Here is a 20,923-nt window from a genome sequence, read left to right as displayed (position 1 = left end):
TCATGCACGCCCATGAAATCGCTGACATCGACGCAGCCCACATCTGGCACCCCTACGCGGAACCGGGGCAATTCACCTACCCAGTCGACAGTGCCTCCGGCGCGCGCATCACGCTTTGCGACGGCCGCGTGCTCATCGACGCCATGTCCTCCTGGTGGGCCGCAATCCACGGCCACTCCAACCCGCGCCTGGTCGCGGCGGCGGAGGCGCAGATAGCGAAAATGAGCCATGTCATGTTCGGCGGGCTCACCCACGAGCCGGCGGCGACGCTGACGAAACGCCTGCTGGAGCTGACCGGCGGGGCGTTTTCTCAGGTGTTCTACTCCGACTCCGGCTCCGTGTCGGTGGAGGTGGCGATGAAGATGGTGCTGCAATACGCCATCGGGCAGGGGCATCCGGAGCGCACCACCTTCCTCACCTGGCGCTCCGGCTACCACGGCGACACGTTCGCCACCATGAGCGTGTGCGACCCGGAGGGTGGGATGCACGCGATGTGGGGTGACGCGTTCAAACCGCAGGTATTTGCTCCCGCGCCGCCGGTGCGCGGGTCGTCCGCCGCCGACCGCGATGTCTACCTCGAACAGTTCGCGCGCCTGATCACCCCGGAGATCGCCGGTGTGATCGTCGAGCCGGTGGTCCAGGGCGCCGGCGGCATGCGCTTCCACGACCCCGAGCTGCTTGTGGGGCTTCGCCAGCTTTGCGACGCCTCCGGTATCCCCCTTATCGCCGACGAGATCGCTACCGGGTTCGGCCGCACCGGCCAGTTGTTCACCACACTGGACAACGGCGTGGTGCCCGACATCATGTGCGTGGGCAAGGCGATGACCGGTGGGTTCATGACGCTCGCCGCCACCATGGCCACCGAAACGATCGCGTCCGGGATGCAGCCGAAAGCGCTCATGCACGGCCCGACCTTCATGGCCAACCCGCTCGCCTGCGCGGTCGCGGCTGAATCGGTTGCGATGGTGGCGGAGGGGCAATGGCGCGACCAGGTTGCCCGCATCGAAGCCGGCCTCGAGCGCGGACTGCGCCCGTTAGCAGACACCCCGGGTGTGGCGGATGTGCGCGTGCTTGGCGCCATCGGCGTCGTCGAACTCGAACGCGACGCGCCCATGCGCGAAACCACCGAGGCCGCCATGGCAGAAGGCGTGTGGATCCGCCCATTCGGCCGGCTGATCTACACGATGCCGCCCTACATCTGCACAGAAGAAGAGATTGCCCAGATCTGCCGGGGCATTGCGGCAGCAGCCAAGGAGGCCACGAAATGATCATCGCCATCACCGGCACCAACACCGACGTGGGAAAAACCGTCGCCACCGCCGCCGTCGCGGCCGTGCTCAAGCGCCGCGGCGTCGACGTCGTGGCCGCCAAACCCATCCAGACGGGGGAGGCACCGGGGCAGGGGGACGCGTCAGTCGTCGAGAAGCTTGCTGGCATTGAGACGTTCGAGCGGTGGCGCTACCCGGAACCGCTCGCGCCGAACCTTGCCGCGCGGCGCGCGGGGATGCAAACCCCGAGCCTGGACGAGGTCGCCGAATGGATCCGTGGCCTCGACGCCCCGGATCGTGTGGTGCTGGTCGAAGGCGCCGGCGGGCTGCTGGTGCGGCTCGCAGACGATTACACGCTCGCCGACATTGCACAGGCCACAGGCGCGCCGCTGGTGGTGGTGACCTCGCTGGGCCTGGGTAGTTTGAACCTCGCCGAGCTGACGTGCGTCCACGCCCGCGCCATGGGACTGGAGGTGCTGGGGCTCATCGGCGGCAGCATGCCGGACAACCCGGACCTGCCTACGCGGCTTAACGTCGAGGAGCTGCCGGAAGTCACCGGCGCCGAGTACTGGGGCCACCTGCCGGAAGGCTGCGGGCGCCTCGACACGGCCGAATTCGCGGAAGTCGCGTGGGAGGCGATCGGGGAGGCCGTGCGCGTAGGCTCGCGTGCATGATTGACGCCCGCGACACCGCCCTCATCTTCGAAGGAGGAGGCACCCGCAACTCGTACACCGCCCCCGTGGTGGAAAAGCTCATCGCGGAGGAGGTCCAGGTCGGCTGGGTCGGCGGCATTTCCGCCGGTTCGGTGCACGCGTTGAACTTCGCCTCCCGCGACACGTGGCGCTCCGAGAATGCCTTCACGGAGTTCGTTGGCAACCCCAAATTCGGCGGCTGGCGCTCTGTGGTGCGGGGCAAGGGCCTGATCAACGGCGAGTGGGCGTACGAGCAATCCGAGGACGTTCTGCCGTTCGACTTCGACACGTTTACCCGGACCACCGAGGAGGTCCACGTTGAGGCGGTGCGCGCCGACACAGGGGAGACGGTGGCGTTCAACCGCGACGACCTGCGCACCTTGGAGGACGTCGCCCTTGCAGCCCGAACGTCGTCGACGCTGCCAATCCTGATGAAAATGCGCGAAATCGACGGCGTGCCCTACGTCGACGGCGCGCTGGGAACCTCGGGCGGTTTGCTCATCGACGCCGCCCGCGCCGCAGGCTACACCCGTTTCCTCGCTGTGCTCACCCGACCGCGCGACTACGTCAAGGGGCCGCAGAAACGCGAGCGCGCCGTGCGCCGCATCCTGCGCAACACGCCGAAGGTCGCCGACGCGATGGTCGCTCGACCCGAGATCTACAACGCTGCGAAGCAGTCGCTTATCGACGAAGCCGACGCCGGCAACGCCTACATCTTCTTCCCCGACGCGATGGGAGTGGAGTCTACCGAGCTCGACGCGGAGAAACTGCGGGCGAACTACGCGGCCGGCCAGGCGCAGGTGGAACGCGACTGGCCTGCGATGCGCGAGTTCCTTACCGCGAAGCGCTAGTCCGCGATGAGCGGCTCGATGGTCAGCTCCGGGTGCTCCTTCTCCACGAACGCGAGCTTCCACTTGTCGCCGAACAGGGCGATGAGCTCGCCGTCGGTGCGGGTGAAGATCTCCACGCCGCGCTGACGCCCCAGCTCCTGCGCGGAGTCGGCGTCGGTGCGGCGCGCCACCGAGTACGGGATCGGCTCGGTGACAGTTTCGACGTTGTACTCGTTTTCCATGCGGGCCTGCATGACCTCGAACTGCATTGGGCCGACCGCGGCCATGACGGGGGCGGCGTCGCCGCGGGCGTCGTTGCGCAGGATCTGCACCACGCCCTCGGCGTCCAGCTGGTCCAGCGCCTTTCGGAACTGCTTGTACTTGCCCAGCGACTTGGCGCGCAGCGTGCGGAAGTGCTCCGGCGCGAACTGCGGCATCGGCGGGAACTGCACCTTCTTGCCGGCGTAGATCGTGTCGCCGGGGGCGAGCGCGCCAGCGTTGACCAGGCCGATGATGTCGCCCGGGTACGCCGTCTCCACGGTGTCGCGGTTGCGGCCGAACACCGTGAGCGCGTACTTCGTGGAAAAGCTGCGGCCGGACTGCGCGTGCGTGACCTGCATGCCGCGGTCGAATTCACCGGAGACCACGCGCATGAATGCCAGGGTGTCGCGGTGGTTTTTGTCCATGCCGGCCTGGACCTTGAACACCACGCCGGAGAAGTCATCGCCGACCTCGCGCTGCTCGTCCATCGTGGTGGTGGATGCCTCGATGGCCTTCGGGTCCGAGGCGCGGCCCTCTGGCGCCGGGGCGATGGCGCACAGCGTGTCCAAGATTTGGTGCACGCCGAAGTTCAGCATCGCGGAGGCGAAAATGATCGGCGAGGTGATGCACTGCTCGAAGAGCTGCTGGTCGTGCACGGCGCCGTCCTCAAGCAGAAGCGACGCCTCCTCGACGGCGGTGTCCCACGCGTCGCCTTCTTTCGCCAGGGCCTCGTCGGGGGAGTAGTGCTCTTCCGGGGCGATGGTGGAGCCGCCGGCGGTGCGCGTGAAGTGCACATACCCGTCGATGTCGCCGTCGCGGGAGACGTGCGCGAGCCCGCGGAAATCGCCCGCCTCGCCCACCGGCCAGTACAGCGGCGTCGGCTGCAGGTCGATCTCGGAGACGATCTCGTCCACAAGCTCGAGCGGCTCGCGGCCCACGCGGTCCCACTTGTTGATCACGGTGACAATCGGCAGCCCGCGGGCCTTGCACACGCGGAACAGTTTCAGGGTTTGCGGCTCGAGGCCTTTGGCTGCGTCGATAAGCATCACTGCGGCATCGACGGCGGAAAGCACACGGTAGGTGTCCTCGGAGAAGTCCGCGTGGCCCGGGGTGTCCACCAGGTTGACCACGTACGGCTCGCCCTCGTGGCCGTCGGGCGCGTACTCGAACTGCAGCGCCGAGGACGCGACCGAAATGCCGCGGTCCTTTTCCATCTCCATCCAGTCCGACACGGTGGACTTGCGGTTGCCCTTGCCGTGCACCGCGCCCGCCTCCGAAATGACGTGCGCGTGCAGCGCCAGCGCCTCCGTGATCGTCGACTTACCGGCGTCCGGGTGGGCGATGACGGCGAATGTGCGGCGGCGCGCGGCCTCGGAAACGGTACTCATAAGCAGCTAGCTTATCGACGCACCTCCGGCCAAGTACAGTCGTGTCCATGACAACAATCGGAGTGTTTCTTGGATCTGTACGCACTGGCCGCATCGGCGAGCAAATCGGCGCCTGGGTGATGGACGCTGCCGCCGAGCGCGACGCGGACTACCGCCTGCTCGACCTGGCTGATTTCGACGTGCCGCACCTCGTCGCGGAGGTTGTGCCGGGCGCGACGAACAAGCAATACGACGACCCGGCCGTCACCGCCTGGTCCAAGGCCGTGGACGCCTGCGACGGGTTCGTCTTTGTCACCCCGGAGTACAACCACTCCATCCCGGGCACGATGAAAAACGCCTTCGACTCGCTGTTCGGCGAGTGGGCCGGTAAGCCCGTAGCGTTTGTGAGCTACGGCGCAGACGGCGGCGTGCGCGCCGTCGAGCACTGGCGCCAGATCGTGGCGAATCTGTCCATGACGGACATCCGCAACCAGGTGGCGCTGAACATCTTCGGCGAGGACGTCAACGACGGTGAGCTTTCCCCGCGCGAGCACAAGCAGGCGGCGCTCACGCGCGCGCTGAGCGACCTGGAGGAGAAGCTGGGCTAGTCCGTCAGCGGGAGCTCGAACTTCAGCCCCTCGCATGTGATGCGCCCGGTCTGCTTGCCGTTCCACTCAGGGCTAAAGCCGACCTCTTCGAGCGCCTCGACGATTGCCTGGCCGATCTCGGCGTCGGATTCGTCGCCCGGGTTGTCCAGGGAACTGAAGCCGAAGTAGAGCCGCCCGATGTGGATGACGCAGTCCACGTCCTGCATGGTGCAGTAGGCGTAGCCTTTGCGGCCTTCTTCGCGGGCGAGGTCGGCGCCGTCGTCGGCGGCCTCGTCCTTGTCGTAGCCCGTGTCGAAGGAGAAGGAGAGGTCGCGCTTGGCCAGCGCCTCGCGCAGCGCGTCGATGCGTTTGGCGTCCTCCGAGGCCTCGGGGACGAAGCGGGCGTATTCCTCGCGGACTTCGTCGATGAGGTCCGTCGGGCGCTCGTTGTCTTCCAGCCAGCTTTCAATTTGGCTGGAGCTCCAACCGTGGCAGAGCTGGAGGCAGATTTCGCTGGTGGTCTCGTCGGTTTCAAACAGGCCGGGCGCGGGCGGGTATTTGCTGTCGAACATGGCATGGCGGGTCATGCCCCACAACCTACCGTGTTGCGTGGATCACGTTTTGTGCCTTTCCTAGGCCTTCGCTGACAATCAACTGCACAGCCTCGGCGGCGAGCGCGATCTGGCCGGAGATGTCGCCCTCGATGGGGGAGAGCACCCAGTCCGGCACGCTCATGCCCTGCGGCGGGCGCCCGATACCCATGCGCACGCGCAGGTAGTCGCGGGTGCCCAGGTGCTCGGTGATGGATTTCAGCCCGTTGTGGCCGTTCTCGTTGCCGCCGAGCTTCACGCGTACCTTCCCGGCGGGCAGGTCCAGCTCGTCGTGCACCACAATGATGCGATCCGGCGCCACGCCCAGCTGCGCCGCCAGCGGGCCGACGGCCTCGCCGGTGGTGTTCATGTACGTCGTCGAGCGCGCGTAAGCCACGCGATCGCGCACCTGCACCAGCGCTTTGACCCCGGGCACCGGCGCAAGCTCGCCAGCCAACTCGTCGAGCGCCATGTAGCCAACGTTATGCCTGGTGGCGGCGTACTTCGCGCCCGGGTTGCCCAGCCCCACCACGAGCCACTGCGCCTCCAGCTTGGGCGCGCGTTTACGCCTGAAGAATCGGAACATGACGCATACTCTAGCCATGGAGTTTCCACGAGTGATCGCAGCACCCATGGCCGGCGGACCGTCCACGCCCGCACTCGTCAACGCGGTGAGCTTCGGGTTCATCGCGCTCGGCACCTGCACTGTCGCCCAGGCCCGCGAGTGGCTCGCCGCGTGCGAGCCGCCGTTCGGCGCCAACTTGTTTGTGCCCCAGCGGGAGCCAAAGCTTGCCGACGTCCACGCGGTCGCCCGCCGCCTCCGCCAAGAAGTCCCGGACGTCTCGTCCGACTACGCGGAGAAGTTCGCCCTCGTCCTCGACGCTGCACCCGCCGTGGTCTCGTCCACTTTCGGTTGCTTCACCGAAGCTGAGATTGCCCAGCTGCACGCCGCGGGCTCGGAGGCGTGGGCGACGGTGACCAACCCCGCCGAGATCGCCGAGGCGAAGCGCAGGGGCGTCGACGGCGTGATCGTCCAGGGCCCGCGCGCCGGCGGTCACCGCGCCACCTGGGACCAGCACGAGGTCCCGGACCAACGAACGCTGGAGGAGCTGCTCGCGCTGGCTAGCGGTCCGGTGATCGCGGCGGGAGGGGTGCGGGGGCCGGAGGACGTCGAAACGCTTGGCGTCCCTGTCGCCTGCGGCACCGCATTTCTGCTCGCCGACGAAGCCGGCACCAGCGCGCGCAACCGCGAACTTCTGCGCACGGACGCGCCCGCGGTGGTCTCGCGCGCGTTCTCTGGGCGGTGGGCGAGCGGGCTGGAAACCGCGTTCACCCGCGAACACCCGGACCTGCCGCCGACCTACCCGTACCTGAGGCCCATGACCAGGGAGAACGACTACTGCCTCGTCGGCGCGGACCGCGGCGAGCTCATGGACGCACCCGCGCGTGAAATCGAGCGGATGCTAACGCCCTAGCTGGCAGCGACGATGTTAGGGGCATGAAACTTTCCAAGATTGCCATTGCCACCGCAACCACCGGCGCGCTTGCAATGGGCGCGCTCGCCCCGGCCGCTCCCGCCGCGCCTGCTTCGCACGATGTCGCATACAGCGGCAGCGCGTGGGGGCTCTACAGCTTCCTCATGACCAACATCATGAACGGGCTCGACCAGATCAACGGCGGCGCGGACAGGCACCCGACCGAAAAGTTCGGTGGGGTCATGCTCAGCGCGTTGCCGCTGGCGATCTTGCTGTTCCCGCTGCAGATGATCGCCGAGGCTGAGGTCCGTCTGCTGGACCAGCTCAGCCGCTAATACACCCGCGTGGTGTTCTCGATCGCGCCCAAGCCCTCGATTTCCACGCGCACCGTGTCGCCGTCAGCAAGGTAGCGCTTCGGCTCGCGGGCGTGGCCCACGCCGGCGGGGGTGCCGGTGGCGATGACGTCACCGGGCTCGAGCGGGTAGAGGTGCGAGATGAACTCCACCAGCTTCGCGGGCGTGAACACCAGGTCGTCGGTGGGGGCGTGCTGCATTACCTCGCCGTTGACGGTGGTGGTGATGGCGGGCCCCGGCTGCCACTCGGTGTCCAGCCACGGTCCGAAACCGGCAGTTTTCTCCAGGGACTTGCCCTGGTGCCACTGCTGCGTGCGCTTTTGGTAGTGGCGCTGGGTGTAGTCGTTGATCACCGAGTATCCCGCGATGTGCTCCGCGCCGTTGGTCGCGTGGCGGGCGCGGGTGCCGATTACCACCGCGAGCTCGCCCTCAAAATCGAGGGTGTCGGCGTTGAAGCTGGGTACTTCGGCGTCGTCGTGGGCGCCGATGAGCGCCTCCGGGTACTTGATGAACAAGGTGGGCACGTCCGGCTGCTCGTGCCCCATCTCGGCGATGTGCTTGGCGTAGTTCAAGCCGACGCAGATGATTTTGCCGGGGCGCGGGATCACCGGCGCGAGGTCGCCCGGGGTGAAGGTGATCTCCTCGCCTTCTTCGAAAGTGCCGTCGCGCAGCAGCGTTCCGACGTCCTCCGCGCCCAACGTCACCGCCCTTCCCTCGCCGATAACGCGGGCAGCGGTGGTGGTGCTTCCGGTCCTGATCGTGGCAAGTTTCATGCACACTAGCTTATCGCGCGCAGGATCTCATCTGCCGCGTCTGCGGACGCGATAGCCAAGTCCACCTGCTCCTTCGCGCTGAATGGTTTGAGCACGTAGTCCGCCGGCGCCATCCGTCCGGGCGGGCGCCCAATGCCCACCGCCACCTTGTTGTACGGCTTGCCGCCCAGCGATTTCGTGATGGACTTCAACCCGTTGTGCCCGTGGTCGCCGCCGCCCAGGCGCAGCTTCACCTCGCCGAGTTCCAAATCCAGCTCGTCGTGCACCACGTACAGGTCTTCCGGCTTCACGCTGAAGTAGTCCATCAGTGCTTTGACTGGCCCACCGGAGACGTTCATGAAGGCCCGGGTGCGGGCGATGACCGCATGGTCGTCGTCAAGCAAGCGCCCCTTCGCAAGCTCGGCGATCTCCGTGTTCGTGCGCTTGTGCACCGCAAGTTGCGCCGGCATCGGGGTGGCGCGGCCGAGCAGCTCCTCCACGACGAACACGCCCGCGTTGTGCCGCGTGGCGGCGTACTGCGGGCCGGGGTTGCCAAGGCCGACGATCAAGATAGTCACGCCCACGAGGATAACCCACCCGAAAATGCGGAAAACCCGCCGCCGCGGGGATGCGGTGGCGGGTTGGGGAGGGGAGGATTTACTCCTCGTCGCCCTTCTCCTCAGCCGGAGCCTCGGACTCAGCGCCAGCCTCGGCGCCGCCTTCCTCAGCGGCCTCGGCCTCAGCCTCGAGGTCCTCGTCAACCTGCTCGTAGGTGACGTTGACGATGAGGGTCTCCGCGTCGGAGATGAGCTCTGCGCCCTCCGGTAGCTTGACATCGGTTGCGTAGAGCGCGTCGCCGATCTCCTTGCCCTCGATGGAGACGGTCAGCTCGTCCGGGATGGACAGCGCGTCGATCTCGATCTCCACGTAGTCGGTCTCCTGCAGCACAACTGCGCCCGGAGCAGCCTCGCCCTCCATGACAACAGGGACCTCGACGGTGACCTTCTCGCCGCGCTTAATGCCGAACAGGTCGATGTGGTCGATGTCCAGGGTGAGCACGTTCTGGTCGATGTGCTTGACCATGGCCAGCAGCTTCTCGCCGTCGAGCTCGAGCTCGACGATGGCGTTGGCGCCGTCGTTACGCACGATTGCGGTCATCTCAATGCGGTCGACCGCGAAGTGGATGTTCTCGATGCCCTTTTCGTACAGGACACCCGGGATCTTGCCGTCGCGGCGCAGACGGCGTGCGGAGCCCTTGCCGAACTCCTCGCGACGCTCACCCTTGATAACGGTGGGGGTAATAGCCATGTTGTACTCCTTCGTGTGTGAAGGGCCACAGGCCTTGCCTGCGACCACTAAACGGATATGTGCTCGTCGAGTGATCGCAAAGGATCTCAAAATCGCGTCGATAACGGCCTATCAAGGCCCTCGCCGAGACTGCTACAGGGTAGCAGGCGGTTTTTGCCACACAAAATGCCCGCTTGCCTGGGCCTCCTCAAACTCGTGCCCGAGCGGGATGCCCCGGCGCTCGCGCATCAGCAGCGTGACGACGAGGCCCGTGACCGTCGCCGCCATCAAGTACACGGTGATGGCGGTGGTGCCGCCCGTCGCCTCGCGCAGGGCCGCGGCGATGGTGGGGGCGAACGCGCCGCCCAGGATCGCGCCGAGGGCGTAGGAAATGGAGGCGCCGGAGGCACGGATGGAGGCGGGGAAGAGCTCGGCGTAGAACGCGCCGATTTGTCCGTAGGTCAGGCCGAGCCCGACGGTGAGGAAGATCAGCGCCGCGGTGATTTTTGGCAACGATCCGGTGTTCACCAGCGGGAACAGCGCCAACACGCCGGCTGCCTGCACGACGAAGCCGATCGCAAGCGTGCGGCGGCGGCCGATGAAGTCGGAGACCCAGCCGGCGAACGCGGTGGTGCACAGCCAAGTGGCGGCTGAGGCGGTGACGGCCCACAGGATGTCGCCGCGTTCGATGGCGAGCCCGGCCGGGTCGGTGACGTAGTTCTGGATGTAGCCGCCGGTGGTCATGTAGCCCACCGTGCCGTTTGCGGCGAAGATCAGCGCGGCGGCGAGCACGAGCCCGGCGTGGCGCTTGAACAGCGAGCCGACCGGGTTACGCGCGCCGACCTCGCGCATTTCCTCCACCACGGGCGATTCCTCCACGCCGGTACGGATCCACCAGCCCAGCACGGTCAGGCCGATGGAAAGCAGAAACGGCACGCGCCAGCCCCACTGCAGAAACGCATCCCCCGGGGCGATCATGGTCATCAGCGCCAGCACACCGGATGACAGCAAAAGCCCCGCCGGCACGCCCACCTGGGGTCCGGCGCCGTAAAGGCCACGCTTGTCGGCCGGTGCGTGTTCCACGGCCAGAAGCACCGCCGAGCCCCACTCACCTCCTGCAGAGGTGCCCTGCAGGATGCGCAGGAACACCAGGGCGGCTGGCGCGAACCAGCCAGCGGTTTCATACGTGGGTAAAAGACCGATCAGCGCTGTGGCGGTGCCCATGGTGAACAGCGTGACCATGAGCACCCCGCGCCGGCCCAGCCGGTCGCCGAAGTGGCCTGCCAGCACCGCACCCAACGGCCGGAACAAAAAGGACAGGCCCACGGTGAGGAAGCTGGCAATCGTCGCCGCGGCGGGCCCGAGCGGGCCGAACATGACCTGGTTGAACACCAAGCCGGCGACGGCCGCGTAGAGGAAATAGTCGTACCACTCGATGGCGGTGCCGATGGTGGTGGCCGCGACGACGCGACGGCGTTCACTGCGCACGGTCGAAGGCCTCCAAAAGCGCGTCGGTTTCTTCCGTGTTCGTCACCGTCACGCGGATGCCTTCAGGGAAGGAGCGCACCAGCACGCCTTCCGCGGCCAGCCGGTCGGCCAACTCTTTGCCTGCGCCGGGCAACCACACGAAGTTCGCCTGGCTTGCTGCAAGCCCAAGCTTTGCGACGACACGGCTCCGCTCGGCCACGGTGCCGTCGATACGCGCACGCAGCGCCTCCTGTGCTTCGAGCGAGGCGAGCGCCGCCTCTTGCGCGATCGCGCTGACGGAAAAGGGAATGGAGACCTTGTTCAGCGCGTCGATGATCGGGCGCGGGCCGAACGCGTAGCCGATTCGCGCGCCTGCCAGGCCGTACGCTTTGGAGAAGGTGCGAAGGCCCACCACATTCGGGTAGCGGGTGATCACCTCGGTGGCCACTGGGGTGTCGGCGGCTTGGTTGTACTCGAAGTAGGCCTCGTCGAGCACGACGAGCACGTCCGCCGGCACCTTGTCCATGAAGGCGGTGAACTCGGCGTTGGTGATTGTCGTGCCGGTGGGGTTGTTCGGGTTGCAGAGGAAGATCAGCTTGGTGCGCTCGGTCACCGCGGCGGCGAGCGCCGGCATATCGAGCCTGTTGTCGCTGTCGAGCGGGACTTTCACTGGGGTGGCGCCGACGATCTGGACGAAGATCGGGTAGGCCTCGAAGCTGCGCCAGGGAAAGACCACTTCGTCGCCGGGCTGGGCCGCAATTGAGACCAGCTGCTGGCACAGCGCGGATGATCCGGCGCCGAGCGCGACCTGCTCAGGTTCCACACCCAGGTGCTGTCCCAGAGCCGTGCGCAGCCGGAGCGCGCCGATGTCCGGGTAACGGTTTATTTCGCCGAGCGTGTTGCTCATGGCGTCGAGCACCGGCGGCAGTGGCCCTTCGGCGCACTCGTTGGAGGACAGTTTGATGGCGCGCTCGTCGCGCACGCCCGGGACGTACGGGGGAATGGCCTCGAGGTCGGGGCGGATCATGCGCGGCTCCTCTGCGTGGTCAGTGAGATCAGGCCCAGCACGATGATCCAGCCGGTCAGCGTGGCAAGGCCCATCCGGTATTCCGGAAGAATACCCATTAACACGAGCACGAGGAGGAAAAACGCGATACAGATCCAGTTGGCCGCTGGATACATCGGCGCCGCGAAGGTTGCGCTCTTGGCAGTCTTGCGGAAGTTCAGGTGGGAGATACAGATGCCCGCCCAGGTGATCAGCTCGGTGCCGACGATAATCGCCAGCAGCACCGCGAAGATCTTACCTTCGAAGAAGAAGTTCAGGATGACGACGGTGCCCATGAGCGCGGCGTCGAAAAGCAGGGCTCTGGTGGGCAGCCCTTTCGCGCTGGTTGCCGCGAATGCGCGCGGCGCCTGGCCGTTGCGGGCGAGGTCGCGCAGCATGCGGGCACCCGAATACGTCATGGTGTTGAGCACCGAGAACACCGCCACCACGATGACCACGTTGAGTGCCGTGGCCGCCGGGCCGAAGCCGACACCGGCAAGCACGCGGATAAACGGGCTTTCGTTCGTTTCTTGCTCGTTCCAGGGTGCCAGCAGCAGGATGGTGCCGATGCCGCCGAGGTAGAACACCAGAATGCGCCATACCACCGAGTTCACTGCGCGCGGGATGGCGGTCTTGGGGTTGTCCGCCTCGCCGGCGGCGGTGCCGATGGACATGATGCCGCCGAACGTGAACGTCACCGCCACCAGCGCGAACAGCACGCCGGAGGGGCCGTTGGGCATGAACCCGCCGTGCTCGGTGATGTTGGAGAACCCGATCGGCTCGTCGGGGCCGAGACCGGCCACCAGGGCAAACCCGAGCACGATCATGAGCACGAGAGCGGCGACCTTGATCAGCGACAGCCAGTACTCGGTCGCGGCGAAGACGCGCACGTTGAACAGATTCAGCACAACAACCAGGACTAGCGTGACCAGCGCGGTGACCCAGTGCGGCAACCCGGGAAACCAGTAGTCCAAGAATGTGCCCATGGCCGTCAGCTCCAGCATCCCCACCACGACGGTGGTGAACCACCAGTTCCAGCCGGTGATGAAGCCGGCCACCGGCCCGATGAACGCGCGGGAGTACGCCGCGAACGACCCGGAGACGGGGTGCTCCACCGCCATCTCGCCGAGCATGCGCATGAGGAAGTACACGATCAGCCCGACGAGCGCGAAGGAGATCAACACCGCGGGCCCGGCGTACTGGATCGATCCGGCGGAGCCCAAAAACAGGCCCGTGCCTATCGACGAACCAAAGGCAATCATCATCAATTGCCGACTTTTGACGCTCCTGTTCAGGCCCTGCTCTTGCAGGCTGTCGTTCTGGCTCACGGTTTAGTTTCCTGTCGGTGGTCGGGTGGTGGTGCGGGACATGCCACGGAATTCGGCGATGGCGGTGTCGCCGTCGTACAGCGTGACGTCCGAAAGCCCGTTCCTGCCCCACGTGTGGCGCTCGCGCGCAACGCCGCGGATAGTGCGGCCCATCTTCGCGGGGGCGAGGTAAATCATCTCGGATTGCGCGCTGACGGTTGGGTCGGTGCGCCGCGAGTTGCACGCGCCGCCGAACAAGGCGTCGGCGAAGGTGAACAGCACGCCGCCTTGGCAAACTCCGAAGCCGTTGGCGTGGCGCGCCTCCACCGTGAACTCGCCTTCAGCCAACCCCGGTTCGAGCCGCGTGATGGTCGCACCGAGGTACTCCAAGGTGGCGTCATGGTCGAACATGGATTTCGCGTGCTCGAGGTCGGGGGTGAACTCCACCGACGGAGCGTAGCGCTCGTACATGCCTATTCCTTCCCGTATGCGTGAAGCCGGGGCAGCGGAAGTGCTGCCCCGGCTGTTGCGGTCTGGCGAACCGTGGGGTTTACGCCTGGCCCTCGAACAGGGTGGTCACGGAGCCGTTTTCAAAGATCTCGTGGATCGTCTTGGCCAGCAGCGGTGCGATGGACAGCACTGTGAGGTTGCTCCAGCCCTCGGTGTCCTGCGGCAGGGTGTCGGTGGTGATGACCTCCTCTGCGCCGCAGTCGCTGAGGCGCTCGCGCGCCGGGTCGGAGAACACGCCGTGGGTGCAGGCGATGACCACGGACTTCGCACCTGCGTCCTTGAGCACCCCGACGGCACCGGCGATGGTGCCGCCGGTGTCGATCATGTCGTCCATCAGGATGCAGTCCTTGCCGTCGACGTCGCCGACGACACGGTTGGACACGACCTTGTTCGCGGCATCGATGTCGCGGGTCTTGTGCACGAACGCCATGGGGGCATCGCCGAGCATGTTGGCCCACTTCTCGGCAGACTTCACGCGGCCGGCGTCGGGGGAGACCACGACGAGGTTGTCCATGGGGTACTTAGACTTGATGTAGTCCACCAGGATCGGCTGGGCGTGCATGTGGTCGACCGGGCCGTCGAAGAAGCCCTGGATCTGGTCGGTGTGCAGGTCCACGGAGACGATGCGGTCGGCGCCGGCGGCGGTGAGCAGGTCCGCGATGAGGCGGGCGGAGATCGGCTCGCGGCCGCGGTGCTTCTTGTCCTGGCGGGCGTAGGGGTAGAACGGCAGGATCGCGGTGATGCGCTTAGCGGAGCCGCGCTTGAGCGCGTCGATCATGATCAGCTGCTCCATCAGCCACTTGTTCAGCGGCTGGGCGTGGGACTGCATGACAAAGCAGTCGGCGCCGCGGACGGACTCTTCGAAGCGGATGAAGATCTCGCCGTTGGCGAAGTCGCGCGCGGTGGTGGGCACCAGCTCGATGCCGAGCTCCTTGGCCACGGCTTCTGCGAGGGCCGGGTGGGCGCGTCCGGTGAAGACCTTGAGGTCTTTGTGGTTTTCGGTGGAGTAACCAGTCATGTAATTAACCCTCTCGCTTCGCGTTTTTTGCTGCTTCGGCCGCTTCAGTGCCCGGGCGGCGGTCTTCCACCCAGCCTTCGATGTTGCGCTGGCGGCCTTCCTTGATGGCGAGCGCGCCAGCGGGCACGTCTTCGGTGACCACTGTACCCGCGCCGGTGTAGGCGCCATCACCGATGTTCACCGGTGCGACGAACATGGTGTCGGAGCCGGTGCGGCAGTAGTCGCCGATGGTGGTGTGGTGCTTCTGCACGCCGTCGTAGTTGGCAAACACCGAGCTTGCGCCAATGTTGGAGTGCTTGCCCACGGTGGCGTCGCCGATGTAGGTCAGGTGCGGCACCTTGGAGCCTTCGCCGATCTTGGCGTTCTTGGATTCGACGAAGCCGCCGAGCTTGCCGCGGGCGCCGAGCTCGGTGCCGGGGCGGATGTAGGTGAACGGGCCGACTGTGGCTTCTTCGCCGATGACGCCGAGTTCGCCCTGGGTGCGCACGACGGTGGCGCGGGCGCCGACTTCCATGTCGGTCAGGGTGGTGTCGGGGCCGATTTCGGCGCCGTCGCCGATGACGGTGGAGCCCCACAGCTGGGTGTTCGGGTGGATGACCACGTCGCGGCCGATTTCCACCTCGACGCCGATCCAGGTGGTGTCCGGGTCGATCACGGTGGCGCCGCCCCGCATCGCCTTCTCGACGAGCCTGCGGTTGAGCTCCTTGCCGGCCTCCGCCAGCTGCACCCGGTCGTTCACGCCGGCCAGCTCGCGGGCGTCGGGGGCGGTAAACGCGGTGACCCGGAGGCCGTCGTTACGTGCGATGCTCAGCACATCGGTGATGTAGAACTCGCCCTGGGCGTTGTCCGGGGTGACGCGCGTGAGCGCGTCGCGCAGCACCTTGCCGTCGAAGGCGAACACGCCGGAGTTGACCTCGCGGACTTTGCGTTGCTCGTCGGTGGCGTCCTTTTCCTCCACGATCTCAAGGACGTCGCCGGCCTCGCTGCGGATGATGCGGCCGTAGCCGGTGGGGTTGTCGAACTCGAGTGAGAGCACGGTGACCGCGGCGTGCTCGGACTCATGCTTGTCCACGAGCGCCTGCAGGGTCTCCGGGGTCAGCAGCGGCACGTCGCCGTTGGTGACCACCACGGTGCCGTCGAAATCCGGGATGGCGGACAGGCCTACCTGGACGGCGTGCCCGGTGCCGTTTTGCTCCTCCTGGATAGCCTGGCGGATCTCCACGTGCATCTGCTCGGCGATCTGCTCCACGGCCGGGGCGACCTGGTCGCGCTGGTGGCCGACAACCGCAACCAGATGGTTGGGGTGCACGCCGGCGGCCGCGTGCAGGGAGTGGGACAGCAGGCTGCGCCCGCCGATCTCGTGCAGCGTCTTTTGGCGGTCGGACTTCATGCGGGTTCCGGCGCCGGCCGCGAGCACGACAACGGCACGTTCGAAGTGGGTAGGCACTCGAATGCTCCTTGTTTTATGGGTTGTGTAGCGGGTTTTTGTCGGCAACCAGCATAACGCCTAGGCGGCGGCCGCCGAGACTTCTTTCAGGTTCCGCGCGCCAATCACGCCGGCGTAGCCCACGACAGCCAGGAAGATCAGCGCCGCCTGCGGGCCGAGCACCGCGATCGCGGACGAAATCGCGCCGACGACCAGCAGCACCACGCCCATGACGGTGTTGGAGGCGCCGGTGATCATGGTGCGCTTGTCGCCGTCGGCCATGTCCACCAGGTACGTCTTGCGGCTCACGCGCACCGCGGTGTGGGCGAGGTTGACCAGGAAGAAGCCCAGGGGCATGACCCAGGCGTTCACCCCAGCCGGTGCGAGCCGCGCGCTCATGACAAGCGCCACGATCACGGTCGAGGCAACGCCAGCGGCCCAGGCCATCGTGCTTTTCGACGACCTGTCGGACAACTTGCCCGAAATCCTGCCACCCAGAAGCGACGCGCCGCCGGAGGCGATGATGAACGCGCCGAGGCCCGTCAGGTCGGCGCCTTCGTCGCCGGCCATGACCACGATGAACGGGGCGGAAAGGGCGGTGACCAGCATCAGCGAGCGCACCACCAGGAACTTTTGCAGGTCGCGGTCGCCTTTGACCAGTGCCCACATCTCCTTCATGCTCTGGCCGTCTTTGGCCTCCGGTTCAGCCTCCGGCTCGTCGATGCCGCGGAAGACCAGCGATGCCAGCGCCCACATTGATGCGCCCACGGCGAGCAGTGCCGCGATCGCCCACTGCGGCAGGTTGTTGGGCAAAAATGTGAGAATCAGGCCGATCGCGAGTGTGAACCCGCCGGCCAGGGCGGTCGCGCGGCCGGTGATGTCGCCGCGGCGGCCCTTCGAAATCGTGCGGCCCTGCACGTCCTTGCCGGCCAGTGAGCACAGGGAGCGGAACAGCGCGTGGGCGGCGAGAAGGATGAGGATGACGGCGCCGAGCGGAGCGCCGTCGAGAAGCAATGCGCTCAAGGCGATAAGACCCGCGGCGACGGCTTGGCCCCACGAACCGAGGAGCCACACGCGCTTGCGGGAGCGCTTCGAAGTCACCCACGGGCTCAAAAACGCCTGCGGCAGCATCGAGCCGGATTCGCGGATGGGCACGAGGAACGAGGTCAACACCGCCGGCACACCGGCGGCGCCGAACAGCCACGGCAGCACCGTCTTCGGCGCGACGACTTGGTCGCCGATGTTTTTCAGGCCGTTGGACCAGATGAACCGGCGTGCGTTGCGTTCCTCGCGTTGATCGTTATGCATACAGCGGATAGTAGGGTCGAAAGAGAGTATCAGCGAACCGGGAGGCGGACATGGCGATGAGCAGACGCACATTCTTCAGGGGCACACTTCTGGCGACGGCGGCGCTGGCCGCGGCGGCGACAGGCACGGCGTGCTCGACGTCCTCCCAGACCAAACCGCTCGGCGCGGACGATGAGGCTCGCCCGCTGCGCATCCCGCCGCTGTACGAGGGCGAACTCGACGGCAACGTGCGCCGCTTCGAGCTGACCGCGCAGGAAGGCGAGTTCGAAATCGTGCCCGGCACGATGACTAAGACCTGGGGCTTCAACGGCCCGTACCTGGGCCCGACGCTGTACATGCGCCGCGGCGAGGAAATCGACATGACGGTGCACAACGAACTGCCGGAGCCCACCGTCGTGCACTGGCACGGCCTGCACCTGCCGGCGACCGCCGACGGCGGGCCGGCGCTGATGTTCGACCCGGGCGAGTCCTGGTCGCCGTCGTGGACCGTGGACCAACCCGCCGCGACGTGCTGGTACCACCCGCACCCGCACGAAAAGTCCGCCGTGCACGCCTACCGCGGCCTCGCCGGGGGCATCGTGCTTGACGACGACGCTTCCGCCTTCCCTGGCCTCCCCAACGACTACGGGGTTGACGACATCCCCGTGATCATCACCGACGCGAACTTCACCGAGGACGGCCAGCTGGACGAAGATAGCGGCTGGGTCGGTTCCACCGTGATGGTCAACGGCATGACGAAGCCGCGCTTCGAGGCCACCACCCGGCGCGTGCGTCTGCGCGTGCTCAACGGCGCAACGATGCGTTTCCACCACCTGTCCTTGGGCAAGCCGTTTTATGTGGTGGCCACGGACCAGGGTTTCCTGGACGCCCCGGTCGAGGTCGACGGCGTTTTGCTCAGTGCCGGCGAGCGTGTGGAGATCGTGGTGGACCTAGAGCCGGGCAAGGACCTGAAGCTGCGCAGCGACGGTCTCCCGGATTTGGGAGGCATGCCGGATAAGGAAACCGCGGAGATGTTCGGCTTCACCGACAAGTTCGACTTGCTCGAGATCGCAGCGCCGTCGGACGACGCCCCCGAGGTGCCCGCCCTCGCTGATTCGCTGGTGCCGTTCGAGGTGCCTTCTGTGGAGTCGGTCGAGGTGGAGCGCGAGTTCCGTCTCAACGGTGTGGAGATCAACGGCAAGACCATGGACATGACGCGCGTGGACTTCACCGTGGACCACAAAAGCCCGGAGATCTGGCACGTGACCAACGAGAACGACGACATGGCCCACAACTTCCACATCCACGACGCGCGCTTTGCAGTCATCGGCGTGGAAAACGGCGAACTGGAGTTCACCACCGGCTGGCACGACACCATCACCGTTCCGCCGCTGGCCACGGTGAGCCTGCTTGTGGAGATAGGCTACTACCCGGACCCGAGCCTGGCGTACATGTACCACTGCCACATGCTCAACCACGAAGACAGCGGCATGATGGGCCAGTTCGTCATCGTCGAGCCTGGCCAGGAGGCAGACTTGGATCTGCCCACCGGCCACGGTGGGCACTAGGCGGGATTAGCCGCGCACGTTGTGGCCGATGACTGTTGGCAGCAGCAGGGGAGCGTCGCCAAGCAGCGCCTTGAGGTTGCCGTCGCGCTCCACCGCACTGGTGACTGTGCGGACCTTCGACCCTGACTTGTCGCGCCCGCGGCCCCGGTTGGCGCCGGCCGCCATGGGCCCTGCCGCGAAGGCGCCGCCGCGTGCGCCGTGGCCGTTTTGGCTTGCCGCACCGTTCGCCCCGGCGACATAGGACGAGCCCGCGCCGTGCGCGCCGGTGCCGCCAGCGCCAGTTCCACCAGCGCCAGCGCCCCCGATACCGGGGCGCATTCCGTTCGCTCCCTGTCCTGTTCCGTTGCTCGATCCAGCTTCAGCGCCTGTTCCGGCACCAGCACCGATGCCGGACCCAAGAGACGATGCGCTTTGCTGGCTTCCAGCGCCCCCGTTTGCGCCAGCACCGAGACCACGACCGTTGGCGAAGCCGCCACTGACACCGGTACTCATGCCTGCGCCCGCGCCAGTGCCGGGGCTAGTGCGGGGGCTGTTGGCAAGTCCTGTGCTGGTGCCGTGTCCAGAAGCTACGCCGCGGCCACCTGCGACGGCGTTTCCCGGCGCGAGGCCGAGTCCGGCGGTGCCGGTGCCGGCGGTACTTGTGCTGGCGTTGGTTTGGGGCGCCCCGCTGGCTGCACCGATGGTGGGGGTGAGGGGATTGGCAGGGGAGGCGGGAGTGCTCGTCGCAAAGCTTCCTGCTGCTGAAGGGGCAGGCGGGGCGATAACAGCGGAGGCTGACTGGGTGGGGGCCGCGCCTGCGGCGATGCGCTCGAAGGTCTCGGGGGTGGGGCGGCCGTACTGCTGGATTACCTCCGCCGGCGACTTTGCGTGCGCGAGGTCGCCGTAGCCGCGGTTGGTCAGCACTTCCTGCAACCCGGGTGGCAGTTCAGTCGGCGTATACGACGTTGCTGCGGGAGCAGGCACGTCGGTGCTGGCGTACGGCGTCGACGGCAGCTTGCCTGCCTCTGGCAACAGGCGGTTAAACGCCGGAATTGCCGGTTGGAGACCCGAAGTAACGCGAGTGGAGTACGACCCTAGGTAGTCCGTCTCGATCTGCGCCTTGATCTTCGGATCCTCCGCCGCGTGGTAGGCGGCAGCGGCAGCGGAAGCGTACATACTCTCCGAGTCAGCCGCCATGCCGAGCGCCTCGGTGTGATTGGCGAGCGAACGCGAGTTAGCGACGTATTCCAAACCCGCATTTTGGATCTGGGTGACCTTTTTCATCGCCTCCTGGATCCAGATTGTGTCGGCTGACGAGCTCAAAGCGTGGTGGACGCCGTTAAGCTCATCCATGGCGTCTTCGATGAGCTGAGCGTTGGAAGTCCAAAAGTCCGACGCTGAGTACGCGAGAGACGTGTTGGTGAGGTTCAGATTCATTTCCGCGCCGAGCAGCGACGACTCCGAGGCGGAGGACACGGCCGCGTTGTCGAACGTGTTGGTCTTCGGGTCCGCGGCCTTGAGCTGCTGGAAGCCCTGGGAATACATCGGCGTGAGTGCAGCAGCTGGGCCGCCGAGCGGTGCCAGCAGGGAGCCCATCATCCCGGAGAACGACTCATCCGTCTGCTGCGTGTTGGTCAACGCCAGCCACAGGTTGTCCGCGGTGTGCTTCAGATACAGCGCGATGGCCTGGTTCGCCTCCGGCGCGCGCTCGTCCCCGATCGGGCTGAGCCGCTCGCCCGCCTCGTCCAAGCCGCCTGCGGTGGAGAACCGGGAGAGGGATTGCCAAGTTCCCAGATCTCGACGTTGCGTCAACTGCTGAGAAATCTTTCGGAGTAGATCAACAGCGTTTTCGAT

Annotated in this window: 21 protein-coding genes; 7 read left to right on the top strand and 14 right to left on the bottom strand. The window is 66.5% G+C overall.

Annotated features, from left to right (window positions below):
* The first annotated feature begins 2 nt into the window (after positions 1–2).
* From HMPREF2791_RS09655 to HMPREF2791_RS09645, 3 genes are read left to right on the top strand one after another with little or no spacing between them, the layout of a single operon-like run.
* Complete coding sequence (locus HMPREF2791_RS09655; RefSeq protein ID WP_070845167.1) at positions 3–1,268, top strand: adenosylmethionine--8-amino-7-oxononanoate transaminase; 1,266 nt, start codon at positions 3–5, stop codon at positions 1,266–1,268.
* Positions 1,265–1,942 carry a dethiobiotin synthase gene (gene bioD / locus HMPREF2791_RS09650; RefSeq protein ID WP_070845166.1) on the top strand — a complete coding sequence of 226 codons (678 nt, stop codon included), beginning with the start codon at positions 1,265–1,267 and terminating at the stop codon, positions 1,940–1,942. Before HMPREF2791_RS09655 ends, bioD begins: the two co-directional genes overlap by 4 nt.
* Positions 1,939–2,811, top strand: a complete 873-nt coding sequence (locus HMPREF2791_RS09645) for a patatin-like phospholipase family protein (RefSeq protein WP_070845165.1) — start codon at positions 1,939–1,941, stop codon at positions 2,809–2,811. The genes bioD and HMPREF2791_RS09645 overlap by 4 nt, the downstream gene beginning before the upstream one ends.
* On the opposite strand, the gene HMPREF2791_RS09640 is transcribed toward HMPREF2791_RS09645, so the two are convergent.
* Positions 2,808–4,439 (bottom strand): peptide chain release factor 3, encoded by a 1,632-nt coding sequence (locus tag HMPREF2791_RS09640; protein ID WP_070845164.1) that lies wholly within the window; start codon positions 4,437–4,439, stop codon positions 2,808–2,810. The two genes, HMPREF2791_RS09645 and HMPREF2791_RS09640, sit on opposite strands and share 4 nt — an antisense overlap.
* Before the next feature lie 47 nt (positions 4,440–4,486).
* Between HMPREF2791_RS09640 and HMPREF2791_RS09635 the strand changes: the two genes are divergently transcribed.
* Positions 4,487–5,026 (top strand): NADPH-dependent FMN reductase, encoded by a 540-nt coding sequence (locus HMPREF2791_RS09635; RefSeq protein ID WP_070845163.1) that lies wholly within the window; start codon positions 4,487–4,489, stop codon positions 5,024–5,026.
* On the opposite strand, the gene HMPREF2791_RS09630 is transcribed toward HMPREF2791_RS09635, so the two are convergent.
* The gene (locus HMPREF2791_RS09630) at positions 5,023–5,592 is read right to left on the bottom strand and encodes a DUF6891 domain-containing protein (RefSeq protein ID WP_070845162.1); all 570 of its coding nucleotides are present in this window, start codon (positions 5,590–5,592) and stop codon (positions 5,023–5,025) included. The two genes, HMPREF2791_RS09635 and HMPREF2791_RS09630, sit on opposite strands and share 4 nt — an antisense overlap.
* Positions 5,593–5,602: 10 nt before the next feature.
* The gene (pth, locus tag HMPREF2791_RS09625) at positions 5,603–6,181 is read right to left on the bottom strand and encodes an aminoacyl-tRNA hydrolase (protein WP_246825497.1); all 579 of its coding nucleotides are present in this window, start codon (positions 6,179–6,181) and stop codon (positions 5,603–5,605) included.
* Between pth (HMPREF2791_RS09625) and HMPREF2791_RS09620 the strand changes: the two genes are divergently transcribed.
* Both HMPREF2791_RS09620 and HMPREF2791_RS09615 read left to right on the top strand, forming a co-directional pair.
* Positions 6,180–7,070, top strand: a complete 891-nt coding sequence (locus tag HMPREF2791_RS09620) for an NAD(P)H-dependent flavin oxidoreductase (protein WP_070845161.1) — start codon at positions 6,180–6,182, stop codon at positions 7,068–7,070. The genes pth (HMPREF2791_RS09625) and HMPREF2791_RS09620 overlap by 2 nt on opposite strands.
* Before the next feature lie 23 nt (positions 7,071–7,093).
* A complete protein-coding gene (locus HMPREF2791_RS09615) occupies positions 7,094–7,405 on the top strand; it encodes a hypothetical protein (RefSeq protein WP_070845160.1) in 312 nt (103 codons plus the stop codon).
* On the opposite strand, the gene HMPREF2791_RS09610 is transcribed toward HMPREF2791_RS09615, so the two are convergent.
* From HMPREF2791_RS09610 to HMPREF2791_RS09565, 10 genes are all read right to left on the bottom strand, one after another.
* Positions 7,402–8,196, bottom strand: a complete 795-nt coding sequence (locus tag HMPREF2791_RS09610) for a fumarylacetoacetate hydrolase family protein (RefSeq protein WP_070472677.1) — start codon at positions 8,194–8,196, stop codon at positions 7,402–7,404. The genes HMPREF2791_RS09615 and HMPREF2791_RS09610 overlap by 4 nt on opposite strands.
* Before the next feature lie 5 nt (positions 8,197–8,201).
* Positions 8,202–8,753, bottom strand: a complete 552-nt coding sequence (pth, locus tag HMPREF2791_RS09605) for an aminoacyl-tRNA hydrolase (protein ID WP_070473044.1) — start codon at positions 8,751–8,753, stop codon at positions 8,202–8,204.
* 79 nt (positions 8,754–8,832) lie between these two features.
* Positions 8,833–9,483, bottom strand: coding sequence for a 50S ribosomal protein L25/general stress protein Ctc (locus HMPREF2791_RS09600; protein ID WP_070472674.1), 651 nt, complete (start codon positions 9,481–9,483; stop codon positions 8,833–8,835).
* A gap of 132 nt (positions 9,484–9,615) precedes the next feature.
* Positions 9,616–10,950, bottom strand: coding sequence for an MFS transporter (locus tag HMPREF2791_RS09595; protein WP_070472671.1), 1,335 nt, complete (start codon positions 10,948–10,950; stop codon positions 9,616–9,618).
* Entirely contained in the window at positions 10,940–11,956 is a 1,017-nt protein-coding gene (hisC, locus tag HMPREF2791_RS09590; protein WP_070845159.1) for a histidinol-phosphate transaminase, read from the bottom strand. Before hisC ends, HMPREF2791_RS09595 begins: the two co-directional genes overlap by 11 nt.
* Positions 11,953–13,239: an amino acid permease gene (locus HMPREF2791_RS09585; protein ID WP_083290117.1), complete on the bottom strand. Its 1,287-nt coding sequence runs from the start codon at positions 13,237–13,239 to the stop codon at positions 11,953–11,955. Before HMPREF2791_RS09585 ends, hisC begins: the two co-directional genes overlap by 4 nt.
* Positions 13,240–13,305: 66 nt before the next feature.
* Complete coding sequence (locus tag HMPREF2791_RS09580; protein WP_070472665.1) at positions 13,306–13,752, bottom strand: hotdog fold thioesterase; 447 nt, start codon at positions 13,750–13,752, stop codon at positions 13,306–13,308.
* 79 nt (positions 13,753–13,831) lie between these two features.
* Positions 13,832–14,809, bottom strand: coding sequence for a ribose-phosphate diphosphokinase (locus HMPREF2791_RS09575; RefSeq protein WP_070845158.1), 978 nt, complete (start codon positions 14,807–14,809; stop codon positions 13,832–13,834).
* 4 nt (positions 14,810–14,813) lie between these two features.
* Positions 14,814–16,256, bottom strand: coding sequence for a bifunctional UDP-N-acetylglucosamine diphosphorylase/glucosamine-1-phosphate N-acetyltransferase GlmU (gene glmU / locus HMPREF2791_RS09570; RefSeq protein ID WP_083327970.1), 1,443 nt, complete (start codon positions 16,254–16,256; stop codon positions 14,814–14,816).
* A gap of 60 nt (positions 16,257–16,316) precedes the next feature.
* Complete coding sequence (locus HMPREF2791_RS09565) at positions 16,317–17,543, bottom strand: MFS transporter (RefSeq protein WP_070845157.1); 1,227 nt, start codon at positions 17,541–17,543, stop codon at positions 16,317–16,319.
* Between the two features lie 56 nt (positions 17,544–17,599).
* On the opposite strand from HMPREF2791_RS09565, the gene HMPREF2791_RS09560 reads away from it, so the two are divergent.
* Positions 17,600–19,090 (top strand): multicopper oxidase family protein, encoded by a 1,491-nt coding sequence (locus tag HMPREF2791_RS09560; RefSeq protein WP_141764964.1) that lies wholly within the window; start codon positions 17,600–17,602, stop codon positions 19,088–19,090.
* 6 nt (positions 19,091–19,096) lie between these two features.
* Here HMPREF2791_RS09560 and HMPREF2791_RS11915 read toward each other — a convergent pair whose 3' ends face one another.
* Positions 19,097–20,881: a hypothetical protein gene (locus HMPREF2791_RS11915; protein WP_141764963.1), complete on the bottom strand. Its 1,785-nt coding sequence runs from the start codon at positions 20,879–20,881 to the stop codon at positions 19,097–19,099.
* Positions 20,882–20,923 lie beyond the last annotated feature (42 nt).

This window comes from Corynebacterium sp. HMSC034A01 (genome assembly GCF_001838175.1).
In the GTDB taxonomy this organism is placed as follows: Bacteria; Actinomycetota; Actinomycetes; order Mycobacteriales; family Mycobacteriaceae; genus Corynebacterium.
This window is presented reverse-complemented; position numbering and strand designations above follow the sequence as displayed.

What these genes read in the sequence shown, in the direction of transcription:
- HMPREF2791_RS09610 (WP_070472677.1), bottom strand. Translation starts at nt 8,196, where the DNA reads ATGAAACTTGCCACGATCAGGACCGGAAGCACCACCACCGCTGCCCGC.
- HMPREF2791_RS09645 (WP_070845165.1), top strand. Translation starts at nt 1,939, where the DNA reads ATGATTGACGCCCGCGACACCGCCCTCATCTTCGAAGGAGGAGGCACC.
- bioD (WP_070845166.1), top strand. Translation starts at nt 1,265, where the DNA reads ATGATCATCGCCATCACCGGCACCAACACCGACGTGGGAAAAACCGTC.
- HMPREF2791_RS09655 (WP_070845167.1), top strand. Translation starts at nt 3, where the DNA reads ATGCACGCCCATGAAATCGCTGACATCGACGCAGCCCACATCTGGCAC.
- HMPREF2791_RS09560 (WP_141764964.1), top strand. Translation starts at nt 17,600, where the DNA reads ATGAGCAGACGCACATTCTTCAGGGGCACACTTCTGGCGACGGCGGCG.
- HMPREF2791_RS09575 (WP_070845158.1), bottom strand. Translation starts at nt 14,809, where the DNA reads ATGACTGGTTACTCCACCGAAAACCACAAAGACCTCAAGGTCTTCACC.
- HMPREF2791_RS09565 (WP_070845157.1), bottom strand. Translation starts at nt 17,543, where the DNA reads ATGCATAACGATCAACGCGAGGAACGCAACGCACGCCGGTTCATCTGG.
- HMPREF2791_RS09600 (WP_070472674.1), bottom strand. Translation starts at nt 9,483, where the DNA reads ATGGCTATTACCCCCACCGTTATCAAGGGTGAGCGTCGCGAGGAGTTC.
- HMPREF2791_RS09615 (WP_070845160.1), top strand. Translation starts at nt 7,094, where the DNA reads ATGAAACTTTCCAAGATTGCCATTGCCACCGCAACCACCGGCGCGCTT.
- HMPREF2791_RS09640 (WP_070845164.1), bottom strand. Translation starts at nt 4,439, where the DNA reads ATGAGTACCGTTTCCGAGGCCGCGCGCCGCCGCACATTCGCCGTCATC.
- pth (WP_246825497.1), bottom strand. Translation starts at nt 6,181, where the DNA reads ATGTTCCGATTCTTCAGGCGTAAACGCGCGCCCAAGCTGGAGGCGCAG.
- HMPREF2791_RS09580 (WP_070472665.1), bottom strand. Translation starts at nt 13,752, where the DNA reads ATGTACGAGCGCTACGCTCCGTCGGTGGAGTTCACCCCCGACCTCGAG.
- HMPREF2791_RS09585 (WP_083290117.1), bottom strand. Translation starts at nt 13,239, where the DNA reads ATGATGATTGCCTTTGGTTCGTCGATAGGCACGGGCCTGTTTTTGGGC.
- HMPREF2791_RS09635 (WP_070845163.1), top strand. Translation starts at nt 4,487, where the DNA reads ATGACAACAATCGGAGTGTTTCTTGGATCTGTACGCACTGGCCGCATC.
- HMPREF2791_RS09630 (WP_070845162.1), bottom strand. Translation starts at nt 5,592, where the DNA reads ATGACCCGCCATGCCATGTTCGACAGCAAATACCCGCCCGCGCCCGGC.
- HMPREF2791_RS09620 (WP_070845161.1), top strand. Translation starts at nt 6,180, where the DNA reads ATGACGCATACTCTAGCCATGGAGTTTCCACGAGTGATCGCAGCACCC.
- hisC (WP_070845159.1), bottom strand. Translation starts at nt 11,956, where the DNA reads ATGATCCGCCCCGACCTCGAGGCCATTCCCCCGTACGTCCCGGGCGTG.